Origin of the sequence: Providencia sp. 2.29, assembly GCF_015832305.1 — a bacterium.
GTDB lineage: Bacteria > Pseudomonadota > Gammaproteobacteria > Enterobacterales > Enterobacteriaceae > Providencia > Providencia stuartii.
Genome location: NZ_CP065420.1, coordinates 924,836 through 947,222, shown reverse-complemented (window position 1 = coordinate 947,222; position 22,387 = coordinate 924,836). Strand labels below are relative to the sequence as shown.

The window sequence follows — 22,387 nt, the reverse complement described above, 5'->3', positions numbered from 1 at the left end:
ATGAGTTAGTGATATGCAAAAAACACTCAAAATCGTTACGTCTATACTTTTGTTATTCTTATTTATTTTATTAATTATCATTCCTCTAGATAGTGATAAACAGTTTCTATTAGGAGGCGTGTTAATTGTATTTACATTCTTTATTGGAATATTTAAAAATAAAAAGCTACAGCTTGCCTTGATATTAATATCACTACTTTGTACTTCTCGTTATATCTGGTGGCGGGCAACAACGACCCTTTATTTTGATTCTTATATTGAGCTGATTTTAGGATCATTACTATTTATTGCGGAACTATATTCATTAGCTATTCTATTATTCGGTTATATTCAAACCTGTTGGCCATTAAAAAGAACGATCGCCCCCTTACCGAAAGATACTTCATTATGGCCAACGGTTGATCTATTTATTCCAACCTATAATGAAAGTATTGATATCGTCAAAGATACAGCGCTTGCTGCACAGTGTATCGAATATCCTAAAGATAAATTAAAAATTTATATATTAGATGATGGAAAGCGAGATGCGTTTCGCCAGTTAGCTGAAGATATTCAAGTTGGCTATATGATCCGCCCTGATAATAACCATGCAAAAGCAGGAAACCTTAATCATGCATTAACAAAAACGCATGGTGAACTGATTTGTATTTTTGATTGTGACCATGTAGCGACACGCGTATTTTTACAAGCAACAGTAGGGGCATTTTTAGTCGATGAAAAACTCGCTTTGATCCAAACCCCCCATTATTTTTACTCTAAAGATCCCTTTGAACGTAATTTAAGTGCGGCTAAAAGAGCGCCGCATGAAGGTGCGCTATTTTATGGTCCAGTGCAGCAAGGTAACGATAATTGGAATGCCGCGTTTTTCTGTGGCTCTTGTGCGGTAATTCGCCGCAGTGCCTTAAAAGAGACAAATGGATTTGCGGTAGAAACGGTTACCGAAGATGCCCATACAGCCCTTAAATTGCAGCGTAAGGGATGGAATACCGCTTTCTTAGATATTCCTCTTTCAGCGGGTTTAGCGACTAAACGCTTAACTTTGCACATTAACCAACGTATACGTTGGGCACGAGGCATGACACAGATTTTTCGCGTCGATAACCCGCTATTAGGTAAAGGTCTGACATTTACACAACGTATCTGTTATTTAAATGCCATGCTACATTTTCAGTATGGGCTACCTCGAGCGATTTTCCTCTTATCCCCTTTGGTTTTTATTCTATTTGATTTAAATATTATCTCATCATCCGCAACACTCATATTTTCTTATGCGCTACCTCATTTGATTACTTCTAACTATGTCAATTCAAAACTTGTCGGTAGCTATCGCTATTCTTTCTGGGGGGAAATTTATGAAACAGTGATGGCTTTTCATTTAATACTCCCAACATTGATGAGCTTAATATCGCCAAAACTCGGTAAATTTAATGTTACTGATAAAGGTGATTTAACAGATAAAAACTATTTTGATCACACGGCCGTTCGCCCGCTCCTTATTGTCGCCGTACTTTTAGTCGCCGCAATTGGGATTGCCTTATTCAAATGGATTATGGGTCTATATCATTATATTGATAACGGTGTCATTGTGATTAACCTTATATGGGGTATTTATAGCTTACTGATTGTCCTCGCTTCTATATCGGTAGCAAAAGAGACCAAACAGTTACGTCGAGCCACGAGGGTTCCTGCATCAATCCCTGTGACCGTTTATTTTTCTGATAATAGCGTTATAGAAACTCAGTCCATTGATCTCTCCATGAGTGGGGCAAGACTTAACTTCCCATTTGAGCATAATGTTACACAGGCATTTATTACACAAATTGCCATTGGTATAGGCAAAGAAAGAGCATTTATCCCGATCCAGCAAGCATGGATTGATAATAAGCAATTAAGAATGGAATTTGCTCACTTAACTCATGCTATTCGACGTGATGTTGTACGTGTTGTATTAACTCGAGCAGATGCTTGGTTTAAACCTAAACATGCAAACGACAAACCATTAAGGTCATTTATCGACGTGCTGCAATGTGCATTTGAATTGTTCATTATCCGTAAAGATAAGAAGGCCACGGATAATTCCATTTTGCTTTCAAAACAAAATAGTAAAGAGCAGCATCATGTTTAACCGCCTGAAATTAATATTTATCGCTTACGCGTTATTAATAAGTCATACGGCCGCATTTGCCGTAGAGAGAGTGGATACACAGAAAAAAGTTTCTGCGCCATTAGACTTTATATTAAATAATGGGCTAATAAAAAATAGCGATGTTATAGACACTACCGCTGAAGAAATTACCTTGAAAAAAATTGGCCTCATAAACGGCCTGACCTTAAGTGGTGATAAACTCCAATCTGGTATTAGTTTTACTTTGCCCTATGATTTTATTGTTATAAATGCAGAAATACGCTTAATCATTTCAATCAAAGAAACTGAAAATATCGAAAAGGATAATTTACAAATAACGCTAAATGATCAGTCTTTAGGTTCGATACCGTTATCTCAACTTCATGAAAACAAATCGACTTTTACTTTAAAAGTGCCAAACGCCATTCTCTCTTCAAAGAACAATTTAAACTTTCAGATCATTAGTAATGATGACATCATTAATAATGAGTGGACATGCCAGCGCCCAGACTTAAAAGATCTTAATCTTGAGATTTCCCCTTTAACCTCAATGGCATTAAAAGGGGTATTAATGAATACGCGTAAATCACTCATGGATTTTCCTCGGCCATTTTTAGATCCTTTAAAAATGAATAGCAATGAACTTGCTTTTATCTATGCCGCTTCACCGACCCCAGATACCTTAATGGCCTCTGCCATTGTAGCCTCTATTTTTGGCATCAAAAGTGGGGAAAAAGGGAACCATTTCAATGTTTATCTTGATGAATTACCGGAAAAGCATGCTGTTTTATTCACAATGGCGGATGAGACCATTTCAGGGATCTCCTTTAATCAGGCTAAAGGCCCAAATATCAGAATTATAGATAACCCTGTAAACGAGAAATACAAAATCTTGGTCATTAGTAGACGTCATGCACATGAGCTGCGTCAGGCCGCTTACCAACTCTTTACACCTGATTTACCTGACAGCAGCGATATGGCTATCGCCAACTATCATGTACAAAAACGGCAAGCTTATGATGCCCCTAACTGGCTTTCGGCGAAAAAAATAATCACTTTCAGCCAAATAATTAAAAGTCGCGACGCCCTGCAATCCCGCTTGTTTTGGAATGAAGAGAAAAACATTATTTTTCGCCTTCCACCTGATGTATTCATGTTATCAGGGAACAAAATCCCCGTGAAAATAGACTATACGTTTGATGGTAAAAATTGGATTGATATGAAGCATTCGATGCTAACTATCGCATTGAACTATCAATTTTTAAAAAATATTTCTGCTCAAAAACACAGCATTATTAGTCCAATCACAGAGTTTTTTACTAATAACCACGACAACAGCACAACACTTTATCTTGATAGCGCAAGCTTATTTGGTGAAAACAGACTAAGCTTTTATTTTAATATCACACCGCATCAAGAAACGCCTTGTAATATCCGTAATAATGGTGAGATTGTTAATCAAATATTGTCTAGCTCTACATTTGATCTCAGTAATATTTCCAATTTTGGGGAGCTACCAAATACGGCTTGGTTTTTAAATGGCCTATTCCCATTTACGAAATATGCCGATTTATCAGATACCGTCATTTTATTAACCAAAAATCCAGCTAAAGAAGAAATCGCATTAATGCTTCATTTAATGGAAAAAGCAGGACGCATTACTGGCTTTCCGGTTAGTCAGGTCACCATACTCACTGATACAACAAAACCACAAAATAATTTAAAACTCACGAGTTCGAATATTATTGCAATCTCTAAATTAAAAGAGATCGCAGCATTCAAGCCACTAATAAAAGATACCTCTTATCATTATAGTTATGGGCAATTACAAGTCATTCCCCCTTCTCTATTGCAGAAACTGAAACTGCTTCTACTCGGAGAATGGAAAAATCAATTTGAAGAAGCAAACAATATTTTAATAAATTCACAAAAATGGCGAGGGTTACTCAGTTTCCCATCACCTTGGTCTAGCAACAAAGTCGTGACCATTTTAACTGCGACTAACAGTGAACAACTGAAAAAACTCCATGATGATATTGATAAGCCTGGAAGACAACAACTCGAATCGGGTGATATCTTGCTATTTAATGATTTTGATGATGTTAAGGTTCTGCGAGTTAATGCATCATTTTTATCAGGCGAATTACCGCTACACACATTAGTCCTTTGGTTTTTTAGCCAACATTTATTTCTATTAATGGCTATGTTATTTACCACCTTATTCCTTATGAGTTTGTATTTGTTTAAAAGATTAAAAAACCATGAATCCAAACGTCTATCAAGGATGAAAAAATAAAATGAAAAATAGCTTATTAATAAAAGTATTTATTACTTTGCTCTGTGGTACATACCCACTATCGACGTTAGCTCGATCATTAGAAAATGAAACAGCCATTAAAGTTCTATTAGAAAAAGCCAATTATTGGCACAGTAAATCTAACTATGACCTTGCTTACGATGCGCTGAGTAAAGTTTTTGCCATTGAGCAATATAATATTGAAGCATTATATCTAATGTCATATTACAAAATTCAGCAAGGTAAAAAACAAGAAGCGGCTCTCTGGGTTAATAAACTCAAAAAATATGCCCCAGACGATCAGCGGCTTTCACAATTAGCCCAGTTTTCGCCCCGTGAAAATCGTTCCGATGAGATACTCAAAAAAGCCCGAGAATTTGCAACACAAGGTCAGATTGAACAAGCAATACAGGCGTATGACAAATTATTTACGCATAATCCACCTAGTGGTGACTTAGCGATTGAATATTATGAAACACTCGCTGGCAGTAAAAAACACCTAGAAAAAGCAATCGCTGAGCTAAGAAAAATAGCACAGCAAACACCATTAGATGAGAAGGTACAGCGTATTCTTGCAACGGTATTAACCTATCAAGAGAAAACAAGGCGAGAGGGAATTCAAAAGCTCATCCAGATCGAAAATAAAGATAAGGCGGTGGTCAATTCATTGAAGCAAGCACTACTGTGGTTACAACCCGATGAAAAAGATCTGCCCGCTTACCAGCATTTTATGAATTTATCACCAAATGATAGCCTTGTAATGGAACACTATAACAATCGCATTGGTAACAGTGATATTCGTGCTGGATTTACGCTATTAAATAGAGGTAGCCTTGAACAAGCAAAGCAAAAATTCACACAAGCGCTAACAAATGATCCTAAAAATATCGATGCCACTGCGGGTCTGGGTTACGTGGCGCTCCGTCAAAAAAACTATCAAGAAGCAGAGAAGTTATTAAGTGAAGCGGCTAATAACACAACGGATCATAAAAGAGCCCAATGGTTAAAAGATATCAAAAATATTAACTACTATTCGCAACTAGATAGAGTTAAACAATTAGCGCGTAATCAGCAATTTGATCACGCGATTAGCTTACTTAAAAGTACCAGTGTGAGTGACCCACAGCAGCAACTTGCTCTCAATTTATTACTAGCACAAACCTATCGTGATAAAAAAGACTATGCTAGCGCAGAGTCGTTATATCGGACGCTTCATCAAAACTACCCTAATAATAAAACAGTGAAAGAGCAGCTAGTCTGGTTATTTAACGAACAAAAAAAATATCAAGAATTAGAGCTATTATTACAAACCTTCTCTCCTACTGAGCGCTATGATTATCAGCAAAAAATAAATTTCAGTGAGCAATACCGAAAAAATGCAGAAAAAGCACTTAATAATGGCTTAGTGAATGAAGCGGAAAATATTCTCACACAAGCCATTAATAAAGATCCTCAAAATGCTTGGCTGCACCTCGATTACGCCAGACTGCTACTTAAAAAAGGTGATCATCATAAAGCAAATGCAGTGATGAATAATTTGGTTGCAACCTATCCTTCACCTGCAACTTGGCATAGCGCGATCATTTTGGCAAGCGAGCAAAATCACTGGAAGGATGTATTGAATTTAATTCATAAAATTCCTAGTGGATCACAAACAGCAGAAATAACTGAGCTTAAACATCGCGCTAAATTTAATCAACAAATTGATATTGCCCAACACTACATTGATAGTGGGAATCACAATGCAGCATTAAATACCCTAAAAATAAATATTAAATCATTACCTCAGAACCCAGCCGATATTGGCCGCCTTGCTCAGCTATATATAGATGCGGGTGATAGTCAAATGGCGCTAAATGTGATCCATCAAAACCTATCTGTTGAACCACAAGGAAGCCTAAAAGATTATACACAGCAAATCCTTATCTTACGCCGCTTAGGATACTTTGCAGAAGCAGAGAGCTTGATGAACTCCCCGGCTTTACTCGCCACAACCAGCGAAAAAGAGTTAAATCACATTAGAGCGGGCTACCTCAGCGAACAAGCCGATTTATTTCGCGAAAAAGGTCATCTCAACGAAGCTTGGGAAATATTAGCGCCAGAAATAAAAAATGATCCGAATAATAGCCAACTCTTATTAGCTGTTGCCCGAGTTTATCAATCAAATGATCAACCCGAGCAAGCGAGTGATGTTTATCAATACCTATTAGCTATTTCCCCTAAAAATCAGGATGCATTAATAGGCTTAGTTGATCTAGCGATTAACAATGACGACAGTGTGGCAGCAAGAAAATATTTTGCAGAGATCAAGGCAACCAACAAAACCGATTACCTGATTTTGTCGGCTCGCCTTGCTGAGCTGGAAGGTCATAATACCCAAGCACTCAAATTATTAAAAACAGCACAATGGGGATTAATTCAGCCGCAAGAACAGCCAACTTATTTACCAGTAAATCACCCATTAGCTGGGCAAATACTCATGCACACTCAGCACAATCCTCGCCAAAAGGCCCAGTTAGACCATATTGAAATGATGCTTACAGATTTACAGCAAAAAACATCTGTCGCATTGAATAATACCATTCAGGTAAACAGCCACTCAGGGGAGTCAGGATTAAGCAAATTTACCGAAATCAAAGAGACCCTCACACTCTCTCTTCCACTGCTTGATAATATTAAGTTAGCGTTGAGCGTATCTCCTTCGGTTATTAGTTCAGGCAAAACTCCCGCTGAAAATGCCAGCCTTGTGGGCAGTGGAGCGTTAACGAGAGCCAATCGCCGTAGCCTAATTGAAAGTGCTTCACGTGCTAATGTACATGCCGATGAAATTAATAGCCGTTCAATTCAAGGCTTAGAATCAAATATTTTATTGAAAGGCGATAACTTTCAATTGGATTTCGGGCATACCAATAGTGATGGCTTAATTGTTTCCTTAGTTGGCGGAGCTGAATGGTCAATTAACACCTCACCACATAGCCAATTAACTTTAGCAGCCGAACGGCGAGCGGTAACTGATAGCCAACTTTCGTACAGTGGGCTTAAAGATAGTGTAACAGGTAGAACATGGGGAGCCGTGACACGCAATACGCTGTCAGCACAATATGCATGGGATAATAGCCATTATGGTACTTATGCCAAAGTTGCCGCTAATAAGTATATTGGTACCCACGTTCCTAATAACCAATCTGTTGATCTCAATGCTGGCTCTTATATTTATGGAATAAATGAAAATAATAAAACTCTAAAATTAGGCGCTAATATTCATTATATGGGATTTGATAAAAATCTTAATTATTATACATTAGGGCATGCAGGGTATTTCAGCCCACAGAAATATATTGCAGTTTCATTGCCTATTTCTTATGAGCAAAAATTAGATAATTTATCAGTAAAATTAAACTCCACTGTTGGATATCAATCGTACACGACTGAAAGTGCAGATTATTACCCTACAGATAGACAACTACAAGATGAATTAAACAGTTACACAGATAATGATGAATATATAGATACTCACTATAAAAAGAGCAGTAAAAATGGCATAAGTTATTCTTTTGGCGTAGAGACTAACTATAAAATATCACCATCTTCATTTATTGGAGCGAATGTTAGTTATAATACTTTTGGTAATTATGATGAGACAAAAGCTAATATTTACTTTAAATATTTATTCGACAAAGATATACTAGGAAAATAAAAATGATGTTTGACCAAGATAGTTACTTACAACGTGGTTATAAAACAGGCTGGCATGATTTAATTAATTTTTTATTTTATGAGTTTTCGTCAGGTGAAACTAATGAAGGCTGTAAAACGCTACGGCGAATTGGGCAACAGCTTGGTGAATTACACACTATTGAGAATTCAAGTACATTAAGTCAATTAGAAAAAAATATTAATACTGTTCTAGAAGTGTTCAATTGGGGGTTTGTTAAAATGGCACCCGCAAATAGTGAATTGCTTATTATGCATTGTGCGTGGCCTCACGCGCCTAAATCGGTCAATAAAAAATGGCGTCGAGCTAGCGCTAGTATTTTAGAAGGCTTATATACTCAGTGGTTAACATCGCAAGGTGGTAATAAATCAGTGCCTGTATTGTGGAATGAAAATGCAACTGAAGATATTTTCATATTTCGTTATGCTTTATTTAAATAGATTCATCAAATATAAATTATCATGATTAATAAAACCAAAGAGTTATCAATAAAAAATGAAAAAATCTCATTGGACTTAATCATTGGTCAAACCTGTCTTTTTTTATTAATTGATATATATGGAAGAGTTTCATATGTTAGTCAACGTTTCTTAGAAACTTACAACTACAATCGTGCAGATGTTATTGGATATAAGCCAAGCATAATAAATAATCAGTTGATTTTAGAAAAAAACAGTCTTGATTTTATTTCTAATTATAGTAACACTGAAGATATTATTTTTATAACTAAAGAAAATAAAAAAATATTTTTTATAGCTAGATTAATGGAGATAGAAGAAAATAGCAACAATGCCTATCATTACTGTCTTATTTTATCTGAAGTAACAAGGCTAATAGCAGCTAAGAATAAACTCTCTTTCCAAGTATACCATGACCCTCTAACTGGACTATTAAACAGATATGGTTTTTATAGAAAAGGCAAAGAAGCTCTTAAATTAGCCAAAAATAGTAAAACAGAATGCTATTTGGCGCTTATTGACATTGATAAATTTAAAAAAATAAACGATACCTTTGGTCATGGTTATGGTGATCGACTATTAAAACAGTTCACTAAAAATGTAAAAAAGCACTTACCGAGTGAGGTTATTTTTGCTCGATTAGGTGGCGATGAATTTGTGTTAATGGTGAATGACATACATCATCATCATGCAGAATCTATCTTTTGGGAGCTGGTTCACTTTATGGGGACTTATTCATATTGCCATTTAGAAGGAGAAGTATCGAATATCAATATTAGTGTCGGCATTGCACAATACCCGCGTGATGGTGAGCGTTTAGGGAGTTTAGTAAAAAATGCCGATATAGCCTTATACCATGCGAAAAAACAAGGAGGAAATCAAATAAAGAAATGTATTTAGGTTTAACTATATAGCTGTTTTAACTAATAAAATTTAAAACCGTACTTAGTTGAAAACTACACTCAACAAGTAAAGATTATAATAAATATTTTATTTATCAAGGATTATATATGTTGAAAGCTGTCATACCTGTTGCGGGGTTAGGTACTCGCATGCTACCAGCAACAAAAGCGATACCTAAGGAGATGTTACCTCTTGTAGATAAACCTATTATACAATACATAATAAAAGAATGTTATATGGCGGGTATCAATGAAATTATATTTGTTACTCATTCATCTAAAAATTCAATTGAAAATCATTTTGATACCTCTTTTGAATTAAAATCGTTATTAGAACAAAAAGGGAAAGAGCAATTACTCAATGAAATAAATGGTATTTGCCCTGAAAATTTAAAAATTATGCATGTTAGACAAGGCTGTGCAAGCGGTCTAGGCCATGCGATATTATGTGCTCAGCCTTTTATTGGTGATAATGATTTTATTGTTGTTTTACCAGACGTCATTATTAATGAATATGCTTGTAATTACGCATCTGATAATTTACCCGCAATGATTGACCGCTTTTACTCGACAGGAAAAAGCCAAATATTAATTGAACAAGTCAATATCGAGCATGTCGAAAATTACGGGATTGTAGATTGCCATAATGAGGTTACTCATAGCGGAGAGTTTAATAATATCTATGCGATTGTAGAGAAACCACATAAAGAGAGTGCGCCATCAAACTTAGCTATTGTTGGCCGTTATGTTTTAAGTAAAGAGATTTGGCCATTGCTGGCAAAAACACCTATTGGTAAGAGTAATGAAATCCAACTGACGGATGCATTATCCATGCTTCTGAAAACCCATGCTATCGAAGGTTATCACATAAAGGGGCGTTCTCATGATTGTGGCGATAAAATGGGGTATATGAAAGCGTTCTTTGAATATAGTCGTCAGCATCAAACATTTGGCTCACAGTTTCATCGCTGGTTGAAAGATTCGGTAGAAACTGTTTAATCATAACGCCTATTTATAGGGTAGATTTTATGAATCAACAAAATCCAATCGCTAGTCTGATTTTTAGTTATATGCCTAATGCGAGATCTTGTTCTTTATTTTTTATATTTGTTTGTTATTCAAATAGATATAACAACTTTAAAAATCAGGATTGGATTTTTATTGCTAACAGAATAAGAAGATTACAATTAATCATGTTAATTCTTTTTTATTAAAAAAGTATGGGTCGTATTGAGAAATATTTTACCTCTGTCTGAATAAACTTATCTGATAATGATATCTCCTATGTAATACCTTAACAATGATGGATTAATTCGAGATTTCATTATGAATGAGTTTAGTCATCAGCTAAGTAAAACTGACTTCATTGAAAACAGATGTTTTATTATCCCATTACTTTAATGATTTTTGTTTAATTTTTATTAGTACTCATTCTCAGTCATGTAAGCAATGGACAATAACAACGAAATTTGATTTTTAAACCACAGCAGAGGCAACAAAATGAATATTAGAGATTTCGAGTATTTAAACGCATTAGGTAAGTTTCTTAACTTTAAAAAAGCGGCTCAATATTGCAATGTAGCTCAACCAACCTTAAGTATTCAGATTGGTAAACTAGAAAACACACTCGGCTGTTTTCTGCTAGAAAGAACCACCCGTCGGGTTAACTTTACACCTTTGGGTCTACAAATCTTAGAGCACAGCAAGATTATTTTAAAAGAGATAGAAGAAATTAAAGCCATTGCACAGCAATCTACAAATAATAATATAAAAACTTTTCATATTGGCATTTCTGATTCATTACCAGAGTATTTTGCCTCCTACATTACAGAAGCCGTCTTAGCAAGTGACCCTAATATTAACTTAATAGTCACGGTGGATAGCTCAGAGGAACTGTTTGCCCAGCTCGCCTCGATGTCCTTAAACTTGCTGATCGTTTCTTCAACAAAATGCCCCGATAACTTTATTTCAGCCTCCTTGATAAGCTTCCCTATAAACCATCAATTTGTCACCCAAAAAGGACATAGTACAGAGCAGCCAACGAGTATTTTAGGTTCGTATTCAGAAATAAAATCTAAAATCTGTTTTCGAAATGGCGATAGAAATATGGATAACTACTTGCACATTGGTAACTTAATCAATGAATCGATAGATCTTTTATTGAAAAAAAACCATATCGCCTAGCGCTTCTCTTACTGGAACTCAGCGTGCTACATATCGAAAACTCAATCTTCGCTATTGTAGTACGCTTAACCTAAGAGAAGTTTTAGCACCGACAACGTCTTGCAATGCAACTTTTTGTTAACTTTATTATTGTCATCGGTTCTCGATAGAGAAAGATCAGCACACCTTTTTTTCTTCCTAGGAAAAGTACTTTTTCTTTTAAAAATCACTGATAAAGCAATTTTTATTGGTAGTTTTTTTATCAAAAAATCCTGTAAAATTTAAACTCATTAAGTAGTTAATAAATTTTAATTTATTGAATTAAATGATTATTTTTATAGTGCATCGATCATTTGTTAATATTAAAAATACTACCGTGATCACATTCTTATCATAAACTCTCTTTTTCAACGAAAAGTACCAGCGATCCTTTCTAAAGTCTCTTTCTTATTTTTAAATAAAAAGCTTCAATTAAGAAACACAAAATAAACATAAAATTAACATAATCCAGATGCCAGCGAAAATATGTACCCTATGATGCGCCGGCGCTGTTTGTGAGATAACGAGGTAGACATGAAACCAGAAGATTTTCGCTCAGATGCCAAACGCCCATTTAACAGCCAAGAATATTTAAAAAGCCTACAAGATGGCCGTGAAATTTATATCTATGGTGAGCGTGTTAAAGATGTCACCACTCACCCAGCATTTCGTAATTCAGCCGCTTCAATAGGACAGTTATATGATGCACTCCATGATAAAGCAACTCATGACAGCCTTTGCTGGGGAACAGATACCGGAAACGGCGGCTATACACACAAATTCTTCCGTTTCGCCACCAGCGCCGATGAACTGCGCCAACAACGTGACGCCATCGCTGATTGGTCACGCCAAAGCTATGGATGGATGGGACGCACTCCAGACTATAAGGCGGCATTCGCCAGTTGTTTAGGGGCTAACCCAGAATATTACGGCCAATTCGCTGATAACGCGCGTAATTGGTATAAACGTATTCAAGAAAGTGGGCTTTATTTTAACCATGCGATTGTTAATCCACCAATCGATCGCCATAAACCTGCTGATGAAGTAAAAGATGTCTATATCAAGCTGGAAAAAGAAACTGATGCAGGTATTATCGTCAGCGGCGCAAAAGTGGTTGCCACTAACTCCGCCCTAACTCACTACAACTTTATCGGTTTCGGCTCTGCACAAGTGATGGGGGATAACCCTGATTTTGCACTGATGTTCGTCGCACCAATGGACGCTGATGGTGTGAAACTAATTTCACGCGCATCATACGAATTAGTTGCTGGCGTAACAGGCGCACCTTTTGACTACCCACTATCAAGCCGTTTTGATGAAAATGATGCGATATTAGTCATGGATCATGTGTTGATCCCATGGGAAAACGTATTAATTTATCGTGATTTTGATAGAGCGCGTAATTGGGCTGTACAAGGTGGTTTCGCTCGCTTGTTCCCATTACAAGCCTGCGTGCGTTTAGCGGTTAAATTGGATTTCATTACAGGCTTACTGCAAAAAAGCCTTGAATGTACTGGAGTTGTCGACTTCCGTGGTGTACAAGCAGACTTAGGTGAAGTGGTCGCATGGCGTAATTTATTCTGGTCACTTACCGATGCAATGACTTCGGAAGCGAAGGCTTGGGAAGGCGGAGCCTATCTGCCAGATACGCAAGCAATCCAAACTTATCGCGTAATGGCACCAATGGCCTATACGAAAATCAAGAATATCATAGAAAGTAATGTCACCAGTGGTTTGATATATCTACCATCCAGTGTGAAAGACATGAACAACCCAGAAATCGATAAGTATCTGGCAAAATATGTGCGTGGCTCTAACGGTATGGATCATGTAGAACGTATCAAGGTGTTAAAGCTAATGTGGGATGCGATTGGAAGCGAGTTTGGCGGACGTCATGAGCTTTATGAAATCAACTATGCGGGTAGTCAGGACGAAATTCGTCTGCAATGTCTACGCCATGCTTATGGTTCGGGTAATATGAAAGCAATGACAGATATGGTTGACCGCTGCCTGTCTGATTACGATCAGCATGGTTGGAAACGCCCACACCTGCATAACAACAACGATATTAATAAGTTAGATTCGCTGCTGAAATAATCGGCAGCAGGAGGTCAATATGTCTTTAGAAAATGAACATCGCCTGCGTTTCAGAGATGCGATGGCAAGTCTTGGTGCAGCAGTTAACATAGTCACCACGGATGGCACAGCAGGTTGCTGCGGTATTACTGCAACAGCAGTCTGTTCAGTCACGGACACGCCACCCACTTTGATGGTGTGTGTTAACCGCAACAGCGCTATGAATGCGGTCTTTCAAGAAAATGGCCGCCTGTGTGTCAATATCCTTAACCATGAACAAGAAGAGATGGCGTGCCACTTCGCGGGAATGAAAGGCTCTACAATGGAAGAGCGCTTTGCTTGGAGCATCTGGGATAAAGGTATTTTGCAACAACCATTATTGAAAGATGCACTTGCTAACCTAGAGGGTGAAATAACCCAAGTGCAAGACATTGGTACGCATTCTGTTTATTTGGTTGAAATGAAGCAGATTATCGTGAGAGAAGAAGGTCACGGGTTAATTTACTTCAAACGTAAATTCCACCCAGTTATGCACCAGACATTAGCAGTAACCGCATAACGGATTAAACCATCAATATGCTTAGAGGGGCTATGCGATATAGCCCCTCTTTTTGATCCAACGCTAAGAAAGTCCTTTCTAAGCAATATGTTCCTACCGATACAGTCACCCTTCTTTTTTTCAATATCCCAACAAATACTATGTAATTATATTGACTGCCTAAATACAAATTAGTCATGTTTATAATTTTTCTAAATCAATACATTAGTACAAATCTATCTTTTATTGTTAATGTTTAGTTATTTCATTGAATGATAATAATTATTATTTACAATCTCATTACCAATTAATCTTTAACAATAATGGCTATGAAAAATGACACTATGAAGCCTGTCACTCGGCTTCTTCAATTAATGATTGGTGTGAGTCCGTTTATGGCAAGCGGCATGATGACTGCACAGAGTGCAACTCAAGAACCAACACAGCTAGGCCCTCTCAAAGTTTCCGCAAAATCACAAAAGGAGCTAGATGCTGAATATCCTTATTTGCAGCTTGGCTCCTCGTCCTATATTGATGGCAAAACCGTTGAGAGATTCCGAGGTAATTCAGCTGCCGATTTTCTACGTGGCGTCAGTGGCGTCCATCTTGGGGATATTCGTAATGGCGGAGCGTTAGATGTCAATATTCGCGGTTTACAAGGCCAAAGCCGCGTTCCCGTTATTGTCGACGGTACGCAGCAATCCATTGATGTTTACCGTGGTTACGCTGGTGTACAGCAACGCAGCTATTTAGACCCCGACTTGATTAGCCATGTTACCATCGACAAAGGTCCTACCCTTGCGACAGATGGCGCGGGAGCTATCGGAGGAGCGGTGCGGGTCACAACCTTACAACCTGCCGATGTTATTCCGAAAGGTGAAACTTTTGGGGTACGTTTAAGAGGGGGGCTTGCCAATAACACGGTCTCAGAACGATCCGGTTTTTATACTAAAACCAAAGAGAGTAATGACGCCAATCCGTGGCCGAATATGAATAGCCGCTTTGGTAGTGTCGCTATCGCAACAGATCAGGATCGCTATCAATTACTTGCAGCTTACGCCTACCGTAATCAAGGTAACTATTTTGCAGGTAAAAACGGCGCGAAACGCTATCGTGACGCCCATTATTCGTCAACGGGTGGCACGGGGATGACAACAGCCGCGGTGATTGACGCCTATCCTGCTGGAAAAGAGGTTCTTGATACCCATAACCGTAGTGAATCTTGGTTAGTCAAAGGGGCTGGCGAGCTTACTGATACCCAAAAGCTCGAGTTAATTTATCGCCGTTATGACGCTAAATGGGGTGAAATCATGCCATCGATGATTACAACCCCCAATAGCAAAGGGGAATCTAATCAATTTATCCCGAGTAAAATTACCATTGATTCATTATCAGCAAAGCACAATTTTGATCCGGATAATGATTGGGTCAATTTGACCTCTGAATTGTGGTATACCCACTCAGTCAGCCGTATGTACAATGCAAATATCGGTAACGTTCCTGTTTTCGATCAAAGTACTGAGCAGCGTCCAGACCCACAAAGTGAAGAGTACAAACAAGGGCTATTATCCGATATTAAAGCGGATAGATATGGCGTGAATTTAACCAACCGCTCAACGTTCGAAAATCGTCTTGGTGAGTTTAATTTAACAATTGGTGGTGCTTTCCAGTATGAAGATACCGGCCCTAATTCACCTGTCCTAAAAGAAAATCTGCAAAAAAACTATTTCTTGCGCAGTGGTGTTCGCAAAGAGTATAGCTTATCAAGCTCCCTAGAATATAAGCCCGTGAATTGGTTAACAGTTCAAGTTGGAGGGCGTTATACCGAATATCATGTTAGAGATAGAAACAGCACCGCTTATGCGGCGAAATCTCGCACTCAAGAGTACACGTTTGCTCGCTTAAAGAAAAACGGTGAATATTTCACCAAATGGCCTGAAAGCTGGTATATGGAGTGGTGGCCTGATGAACAAGGAAACTACACGTTAGACTCTTTAAAGAAAACCCCATACGCAAACACAACGCTTGGCGAAAAGTATGACTTTGATGGTTATGACCCTGACCCAAGAGGGGAAAAAGGTTATCTGAAAAAAGAAGTCACCACAGAATACGCTTACACCAAACCTATTGAGCGGAAAGGAAGCGATTTCAGCCCACAGGTAGGGCTGGCATTTCACCTTGATGACAATAGTCAAATCTATGTTAAATACAGTGAAGCCGTTAAGAACCCAACTATCTTTGAGTCAACTTTAGGCAACTGGACCTCAATGCCGTCTGCTGATTTAAAACCAGAGAAAAACAAAGTTCTTGAAATCGGTGCATCAACTGTACAAAACTCACTATTTACCGAAGAAGATAAACTTGCCGCTAAGGTATCCTGGTTTAAGAGTGACTTACATGACATGATCACTCGAGGCTATCACCCAAATAACGCTTCTTGGTTCATAGAGAATGTGGATCTTTATAAAACATCCGGTATTGAATATAGCTTAGCTTATGATCAAGATCGCTTCTATGCTGATGTATCGGGTAACTACTATTTAGAAGCCACAACGTGTGATACGAAAACTGCTGAGCGTTTTCGTCAGTACGCTTATGGCGATCCTAATACCCCAAACTGTGTGAATGGTGGTTTTGGCACCTCGTTAGTTAATATCACTAACCCACCCAAATACAGCATCAATACAACACTTGGGGTGAGGCTACTTGATGAACGCAACTTAGATATTGGCGTTCGCCGTATCTATAATAGCGGTCCTACTCATAAATTAAACCGTTCATGGAATACCGTTGGGATGACGGGAACCCAGTTAATTTATTTATCAACCGTGACTTATGATGCTTACGCTAATTATCAGTTCAACCCTAATGCGGATATCAACCTTACCGTCACTAACCTCACTAATGAATACTATGTTGATCCAATGGCGCTTAGCTTGATGCCTGCGCCAGGTAGAACGGTTTCAGTTGATTTTACTTATCGCTTTTAAATAACAATTCCTGCCCAAGGAGTGGGCAGGAAGATGACAATTAAGCTTCGATTTTTTTCATATAACGATAGTGAGAAAAGGTGACTAACAATGCAACAAACGCAATACCAGCCCCTAGCATAAACCCGCCAGAATAGCCTACCGCCGCCGTTAGCCCCACCAGCATCATTGAGCTAGCCAATTCACCAATATCACGAGTACTCTGTACTGCTGTCATATCCGTTCCTGCTTGCGTATAGCGAGAAGCGAATTGCATACCTGCGGTCATAATCGCCACAGAAGTGACACCGGAAGATAATGAACCAAGTGTGATACAGGTAGCCACTAATGCCATTGATACGCCGCTCATCGACTGGAATGTCCATAATAGCGATGAGAGTAATGCGAATAATAGGCCAAATGAGAATGCGCGCCAGACGCCGATTTTACCAATCAACCAAGCGCCGCCCCCACAACCTAACACTAACGTGACCATGCCACCTGCCATTCCCATTTTCCCAATCTGAGCCAGCGACCAACCTGTATCATTTAAGAATAATTTTGCCAAACCAAAACCAGAAACGGCGGTCACCGCAGAAAGTAAGGTTAGCAGCAGTAGACGAGGTGCACCTTGACGCTTAAAGGTTTTTAATAAGCTCGCTTTTTCATCTTCCTGAATGGCTTGTGATGTTTTTAATGGGCACAACGAAATAAAAAACAGACTTAACAACGGCACACAAGCCAAAATCGCTAATGCCATATGCTGACCCAATGACTCACTCATAATCATCAGCCCTGCACCACCAATAAAAAAGCCAGCCATCACGCCCGCTATCTGCACGGCATTGATTTTTGATAGCATTGAGCCGCTGACTTGCTCTGCCGCCATACCGTCGGTGGCAATATCTTGTGTCGCACTCGCTAAAGAAGCAATAAATAGCAATACAACACAAGCCAGTGCATTTTCCACAGAGAAACCAATAAAGCTAAGTGCAAACATGGTGAGTGTCACGATAACCTGCATAGGAATAATCCAGCTCTTACGACGTCCTAACCGTTTTCCCCAATGGTTATCAACAAAAGATGCCCATAAAAATTTTACTACCCAAGGTAAGCCCACAAGTGGCAAAAATGCGAGTACCTTTAACTCACCACCATCATGTCGTAAAAAGGTAGGTAGAGCATCCATCGCAATCCCCATCGGTATACCTTGAGCGAGGTATAACAATCCTAAGGTCATCACCAGTTGTTTATTCTGTAACAGATCTTTCATATCCACTCCGACCACTTTTTTGTGTCGCAGATAACTTAGCCACACATCCAAGTGTTAATAACAAAAACAAGCCACAAAATAGCAGCATGACATCAATACGGTTAAAGCCAGCAGGCTGCTGCCATAACGAGAAAATAAATGCGATGAAAAAGAGTAAAGTTGATAAAGCAGCAATTAAAATCAGCATCTTGCGAGCATTTTTAATCACTAGACAGAGGATAAAAATGCCTCCCCAGCACAGGAAAAAAGCACTTATTGGCAATGTTAATGACAGAGACATCACAACCAGCAATGCGCTTACTGACAGCAACAGTCCACCACAGCATCCAACGATCCCCCCGGCAATCCGCGAGGCAGCATGCCGCCAACACCACATTGCCAACCCACTCGCTACCAAGACACAGCCACTAAATCCCGCGATAAAATGCAAAACGCTAAATAGCGTTTCGACGTTTGGTAGCCATTGATACTGGCCATAATGCAGTGGTTGAATACTGATAAAAGCACGAGTCCAGAAAGCGTGATCAGAGGAGTCTCGAACACCAACAAGCCGCCCTTCATTCAAATCAAAACGATATTGCTCAAAGTTGGCACTACCCGGTTGCCCCGCGTGTACTCCACCAATCACCAATGAATCGCCTTGGCGCATCAAGGTTTGTGGCGTAAAAGAGGGATAAGTTTGTTTAAGCCACTCGAATACTTGCTCTGGTTGATGCTCGCGTAGAACTACTTGGTGGTTATCAACCTTACGAAAGCCCCCCATCAATTGCTGCATGACCAACTGTGGATTATCAGGGCTTACACTTGATGCCAAGCCAACGGTTCCTAACGCACCTAACCCTGAAAGCGCCCCTGTCACAGCAAATAAAATTAGCCATGGATAGCACCATAATCCCAGCCAATTATGCAGATCATGAATAAATAAGCGTAAATTCAGCCGACGCGGTAAGCGCATCATCGAAGCTAGCTTGCGGCGGTTAATAATAAAGCCGCTAATTAACAGTACTGCCAACGCAAAACCAAATAGGCTAATCAGAATACGTCCTGGAAAATCAATAAATAGGTTTTTATGCAATGTGACCAGCCACATTGCAGGAGTATTCTGCGCTAAAGCTTGGCCCGTAATGGCACTATAGCTGTTATCGCACTGCCCCATCCCAAGGCAAAAAGTGATGGTAGGATTGGCTGATTGAGGTAACTGCACCAATGCAGCCTCTGGCTGTAACGTTAGTAATTGTGATAGCGGCAGGAGTTCTCCTGAAAGGGGCGCTTTATTCCACCAAAGACGTAAAGCATCACTTCCTAAGCTCCAAGTGCCACTTAGCATAATCACAAATAAAAAAACGCCCAAAAATGCACCCGCACTACGATGTAGATCGGACATTCTGCGCGTCAGTGGGACTTTCATTGTCCTCCCCCCCACAGCAATAACCACAATAGAGGAAGCGGCCACCATCCGTAACTGCGTAATAACATTTGTCGCCAGCTACTCGCGGTAAAGCAGTAGACAAACATCCCCATGGTGCAAAAAATGGCAAGAAAAACAGCGCCATACAAGCGGTTTAGAAGATCATCCGAAGGGTAAATGCGAACGAATAATAGGGAGAGAACAACTCCCCCTATTAAAGTGCCAATGACGGAAATCGCACTGACTAATTTCATTAAAAATCAGCCTTTACAGTCAACATCACGTTACGAGGTTCGCCGTAACGGTTATTCCATTGTGGAGAGAAAAGACCTGAATAATAGCGGCGATCGAATAAGTTATTCACATTGACCGCTGCGCTCCACGTTTCGTCAATTTGATACCCCAAACGCGTATTAAAGAGTGCATAACCCCCTTGACGTAAAGTGACATTGCCGTTGGTGGTACTATAAGCACTTTGTGCTTGCATACCGCCCCCAATGCTCCATTTACGTTCATCCCAAGGAAGATCGTAGTTGGTCCATACACGTAACATATGACGAGGCGTTAACGTGTTGTAGGCATTACCTTTGTTTTGGCTATCATCGCGATATTTGGTGTCTGTATAGGTGTAGCCGACAGAGACATCCCAAAATGGCGTAATATAGCCAACACCTTCTAATTCAAAACCTTGGCTACGTACTTTGCCCCCACTAATAAAGTAGTTATCAAAGCCTCCCGTCGGGTGATCAGGGTCAACTTGAGGATTGTTTTTGATATCTATCTGATAGATAGCCCCTGATAAGTTCAAGCTACCGTTGAGTAATCCCGCTTTAATCCCCGTCTCTAGCGTTTGCCCTTCAACGGGTTTCAGCATTTTACCACTCCAGGTTTTCGCGGTTTGAGGCTGATAAACGGTTGAATAGCTGCTATACCAAGACCAATCTTTTGCAAAATCCCAAATCACACCGCCATAAGGGGTGATCCGGCCATTTTCAGTAAATTTAGACGTTGGCGATTTCAATTCCCACCAGCTATCGCGAGCCCCAATGATCACCGTGACAGGCTCTACAACCTTAATGCGCCCCATACCATAAACGCCTTTTTGAGTTGTTTTCGTTGCACCTGGAGAGCTATAAGGCCCGACATTAGGCTTAGGTACGCTGTGTGGATCCCAGCGATAGACGTTCACGGGAACATTCAGTGAAGGGTCAAATTCCGCGCTATACTGCTTTTCACTCGCATGCGAGTAATTAACCCCCATAATCACATCATGCTTCTGCCCCCAGCCTTCAACCTTACCATTCAAGCTTGTATCAAGACTGATTTGTTCATTGCGGAATTTATAAGCGCCCCCCATTAGCATGGCGCCATCCCCAGTTTCAGGGTCGATATTGCCCCATGCACCTGCATAAATTAGGCGAGCATTAACATGTTGATATTCAGTATTGAGTTTGTATTGCCAATCATCATTGATCTGGTGCTCAATCGCAGCAAAGGTGCGTGTGGTATCCCATTTAAAACGGTCCCAATCCACATCAAGGTAGGTTTTACGCGGAAGATGCAAATCACGACCATCTTTCCCCATAGGTACGCCAGCCATATTGGTGACTGAATCGATAGTTTGATATTGTGCACCAACACGTAATAAAGTATCAGGGGTGAGATCCGCATCAACCGTCGCGTACATTAAACGTGTTTTTTGATCGGATACATCATAGAAGAAATCCTTATCCTCCCACGCCATCACAAATCGCCCACGCACACTGCCTGATTGATTGAGTAATCCACCAACATCCGCTTCACCGCGATAACGGTTCCAACTCCCCGCTGTTAAGCTGAGTTTCGCCATATCTTCCTTTGGTGCATGTTTGCGAACCATATTGACCGTCGCAGCAGGGTTTCCCATTCCATGAAGTAGCCCATTGGAGCCACGTAAGATCTCAACACGCTCATACACCGCCATATCTTGCGGTGAACTCGCCATATTACCGAGCAACGCTGGCACACCATCAATTTCAAAGGAGTCAATTTGGAAGCCACGTACATAGTAGGCGGTCGTTAACTTGACGTAAGGGGCACTCGTTACCCCTGTGGCTCTTTGCATAACATCGTCAAGGGTTTGTAGGTTCTGCTTTTCGATTTGCTCGCGGTCAATAACACTGACAGATTGTGCAACTTCTCTTGGTTTTAGGGCTATTTTGCCTAATGTTGTGACGCCAGGCTCCACATAATCGTCATCAGCACTGGAGGTCGTTGTTACTTGCATGACATCATGCTTAGGTTGCGAGCTTTGTTCTGCCCCTGCTGATAAAGCCCATGGAGCAGTTGCTAAAAACAGTGCGCAAGGGGCAAGTTTTAGCCCTTTTAAGCGCTTAGCATTATGAACGGACAACATTTTCTACCCTAAAAAGTTAAATGATAATTG

14 protein-coding genes are annotated in these 22,387 nt (G+C 39.6%); 10 read left to right on the top strand and 4 right to left on the bottom strand.

Features of this window, described 5'->3' with window-relative positions; translation table 11 throughout:
• Positions 1 to 13 precede the first annotated feature (13 nt).
• From bcsA to I3B46_RS04055, 10 genes are all read left to right on the top strand, one after another.
• Positions 14 to 2,125, top strand: a complete 2,112-nt coding sequence (gene bcsA / locus I3B46_RS04100; RefSeq protein WP_163761928.1) for a UDP-forming cellulose synthase catalytic subunit — start codon at positions 14 to 16, stop codon at positions 2,123 to 2,125.
• The gene (locus I3B46_RS04095) at positions 2,118 to 4,421 is read left to right on the top strand and encodes a cellulose biosynthesis cyclic di-GMP-binding regulatory protein BcsB (protein WP_163761927.1); all 2,304 of its coding nucleotides are present in this window, start codon (positions 2,118 to 2,120) and stop codon (positions 4,419 to 4,421) included. Before bcsA ends, I3B46_RS04095 begins: the two co-directional genes overlap by 8 nt.
• Before the next feature lies 1 nt (position 4,422).
• Positions 4,423 to 8,118 (top strand): cellulose synthase subunit BcsC-related outer membrane protein, encoded by a 3,696-nt coding sequence (locus I3B46_RS04090; RefSeq protein ID WP_163761926.1) that lies wholly within the window; start codon positions 4,423 to 4,425, stop codon positions 8,116 to 8,118.
• A gap of 2 nt (positions 8,119 to 8,120) precedes the next feature.
• On the top strand, positions 8,121 to 8,576 hold the full coding sequence (gene bcsD, locus I3B46_RS04085) for a cellulose biosynthesis protein BcsD (protein WP_004927325.1): 456 nt from the start codon (positions 8,121 to 8,123) through the stop codon (positions 8,574 to 8,576).
• 21 nt (positions 8,577 to 8,597) lie between these two features.
• Entirely contained in the window at positions 8,598 to 9,494 is an 897-nt protein-coding gene (locus I3B46_RS04080) for a sensor domain-containing diguanylate cyclase (protein WP_004927322.1), read from the top strand.
• Between the two features lie 110 nt (positions 9,495 to 9,604).
• A complete protein-coding gene (gene galU / locus I3B46_RS04075) occupies positions 9,605 to 10,495 on the top strand; it encodes a UTP--glucose-1-phosphate uridylyltransferase GalU (RefSeq protein ID WP_004927318.1) in 891 nt (296 codons plus the stop codon).
• 501 nt (positions 10,496 to 10,996) lie between these two features.
• Positions 10,997 to 11,680, top strand: coding sequence for a LysR family transcriptional regulator (locus tag I3B46_RS04070; protein ID WP_004927309.1), 684 nt, complete (start codon positions 10,997 to 10,999; stop codon positions 11,678 to 11,680).
• A 552-nt stretch (positions 11,681 to 12,232) separates the two neighbouring features.
• Positions 12,233 to 13,795 carry a 4-hydroxyphenylacetate 3-monooxygenase, oxygenase component gene (hpaB, locus tag I3B46_RS04065; protein WP_004927302.1) on the top strand — a complete coding sequence of 521 codons (1,563 nt, stop codon included), beginning with the start codon at positions 12,233 to 12,235 and terminating at the stop codon, positions 13,793 to 13,795.
• 19 nt (positions 13,796 to 13,814) lie between these two features.
• Positions 13,815 to 14,333, top strand: a complete 519-nt coding sequence (gene hpaC, locus I3B46_RS04060) for a 4-hydroxyphenylacetate 3-monooxygenase, reductase component (protein ID WP_004927299.1) — start codon at positions 13,815 to 13,817, stop codon at positions 14,331 to 14,333.
• A gap of 308 nt (positions 14,334 to 14,641) precedes the next feature.
• Positions 14,642 to 17,302, top strand: a complete 2,661-nt coding sequence (locus tag I3B46_RS04055; RefSeq protein ID WP_231405894.1) for a TonB-dependent receptor domain-containing protein — start codon at positions 14,642 to 14,644, stop codon at positions 17,300 to 17,302.
• A 40-nt stretch (positions 17,303 to 17,342) separates the two neighbouring features.
• On the opposite strand, the gene I3B46_RS04050 is transcribed toward I3B46_RS04055, so the two are convergent.
• From I3B46_RS04050 to I3B46_RS04035, 4 genes are read right to left on the bottom strand one after another with little or no spacing between them, the layout of a single operon-like run.
• Positions 17,343 to 18,554 (bottom strand): RhtX/FptX family siderophore transporter, encoded by a 1,212-nt coding sequence (locus I3B46_RS04050; RefSeq protein WP_036941737.1) that lies wholly within the window; start codon positions 18,552 to 18,554, stop codon positions 17,343 to 17,345.
• A complete protein-coding gene (locus I3B46_RS04045; RefSeq protein ID WP_036941739.1) occupies positions 18,532 to 19,962 on the bottom strand; it encodes a PepSY-associated TM helix domain-containing protein in 1,431 nt (476 codons plus the stop codon). Before I3B46_RS04045 ends, I3B46_RS04050 begins: the two co-directional genes overlap by 23 nt.
• A complete protein-coding gene (locus I3B46_RS22285; RefSeq protein ID WP_104872979.1) occupies positions 19,959 to 20,216 on the bottom strand; it encodes a hypothetical protein in 258 nt (85 codons plus the stop codon). The genes I3B46_RS04045 and I3B46_RS22285 overlap by 4 nt, the downstream gene beginning before the upstream one ends.
• Positions 20,216 to 22,357, bottom strand: coding sequence for a TonB-dependent siderophore receptor (locus tag I3B46_RS04035; protein ID WP_004927285.1), 2,142 nt, complete (start codon positions 22,355 to 22,357; stop codon positions 20,216 to 20,218). Before I3B46_RS04035 ends, I3B46_RS22285 begins: the two co-directional genes overlap by 1 nt.
• Between the last annotated feature and the right edge of the window lie 30 nt (positions 22,358 to 22,387).

Excerpts from the sequence above, each read along its gene's own strand:
- bcsA (WP_163761928.1), top strand. The coding sequence starts at position 14 with ATGCAAAAAACACTCAAAATCGTTACGTCTATACTTTTGTTATTCTTA.
- I3B46_RS04095 (WP_163761927.1), top strand. The coding sequence starts at position 2,118 with ATGTTTAACCGCCTGAAATTAATATTTATCGCTTACGCGTTATTAATA.
- I3B46_RS04090 (WP_163761926.1), top strand. The coding sequence starts at position 4,423 with ATGAAAAATAGCTTATTAATAAAAGTATTTATTACTTTGCTCTGTGGT.
- bcsD (WP_004927325.1), top strand. The coding sequence starts at position 8,121 with ATGATGTTTGACCAAGATAGTTACTTACAACGTGGTTATAAAACAGGC.
- I3B46_RS04080 (WP_004927322.1), top strand. The coding sequence starts at position 8,598 with ATGATTAATAAAACCAAAGAGTTATCAATAAAAAATGAAAAAATCTCA.
- galU (WP_004927318.1), top strand. The coding sequence starts at position 9,605 with ATGTTGAAAGCTGTCATACCTGTTGCGGGGTTAGGTACTCGCATGCTA.
- I3B46_RS04070 (WP_004927309.1), top strand. The coding sequence starts at position 10,997 with ATGAATATTAGAGATTTCGAGTATTTAAACGCATTAGGTAAGTTTCTT.
- hpaB (WP_004927302.1), top strand. The coding sequence starts at position 12,233 with ATGAAACCAGAAGATTTTCGCTCAGATGCCAAACGCCCATTTAACAGC.
- hpaC (WP_004927299.1), top strand. The coding sequence starts at position 13,815 with ATGTCTTTAGAAAATGAACATCGCCTGCGTTTCAGAGATGCGATGGCA.
- I3B46_RS04055 (WP_231405894.1), top strand. The coding sequence starts at position 14,642 with ATGAAAAATGACACTATGAAGCCTGTCACTCGGCTTCTTCAATTAATG.
- I3B46_RS04050 (WP_036941737.1), bottom strand. The coding sequence starts at position 18,554 with ATGAAAGATCTGTTACAGAATAAACAACTGGTGATGACCTTAGGATTG.
- I3B46_RS04045 (WP_036941739.1), bottom strand. The coding sequence starts at position 19,962 with ATGAAAGTCCCACTGACGCGCAGAATGTCCGATCTACATCGTAGTGCG.
- I3B46_RS22285 (WP_104872979.1), bottom strand. The coding sequence starts at position 20,216 with ATGAAATTAGTCAGTGCGATTTCCGTCATTGGCACTTTAATAGGGGGA.
- I3B46_RS04035 (WP_004927285.1), bottom strand. The coding sequence starts at position 22,357 with ATGTTGTCCGTTCATAATGCTAAGCGCTTAAAAGGGCTAAAACTTGCC.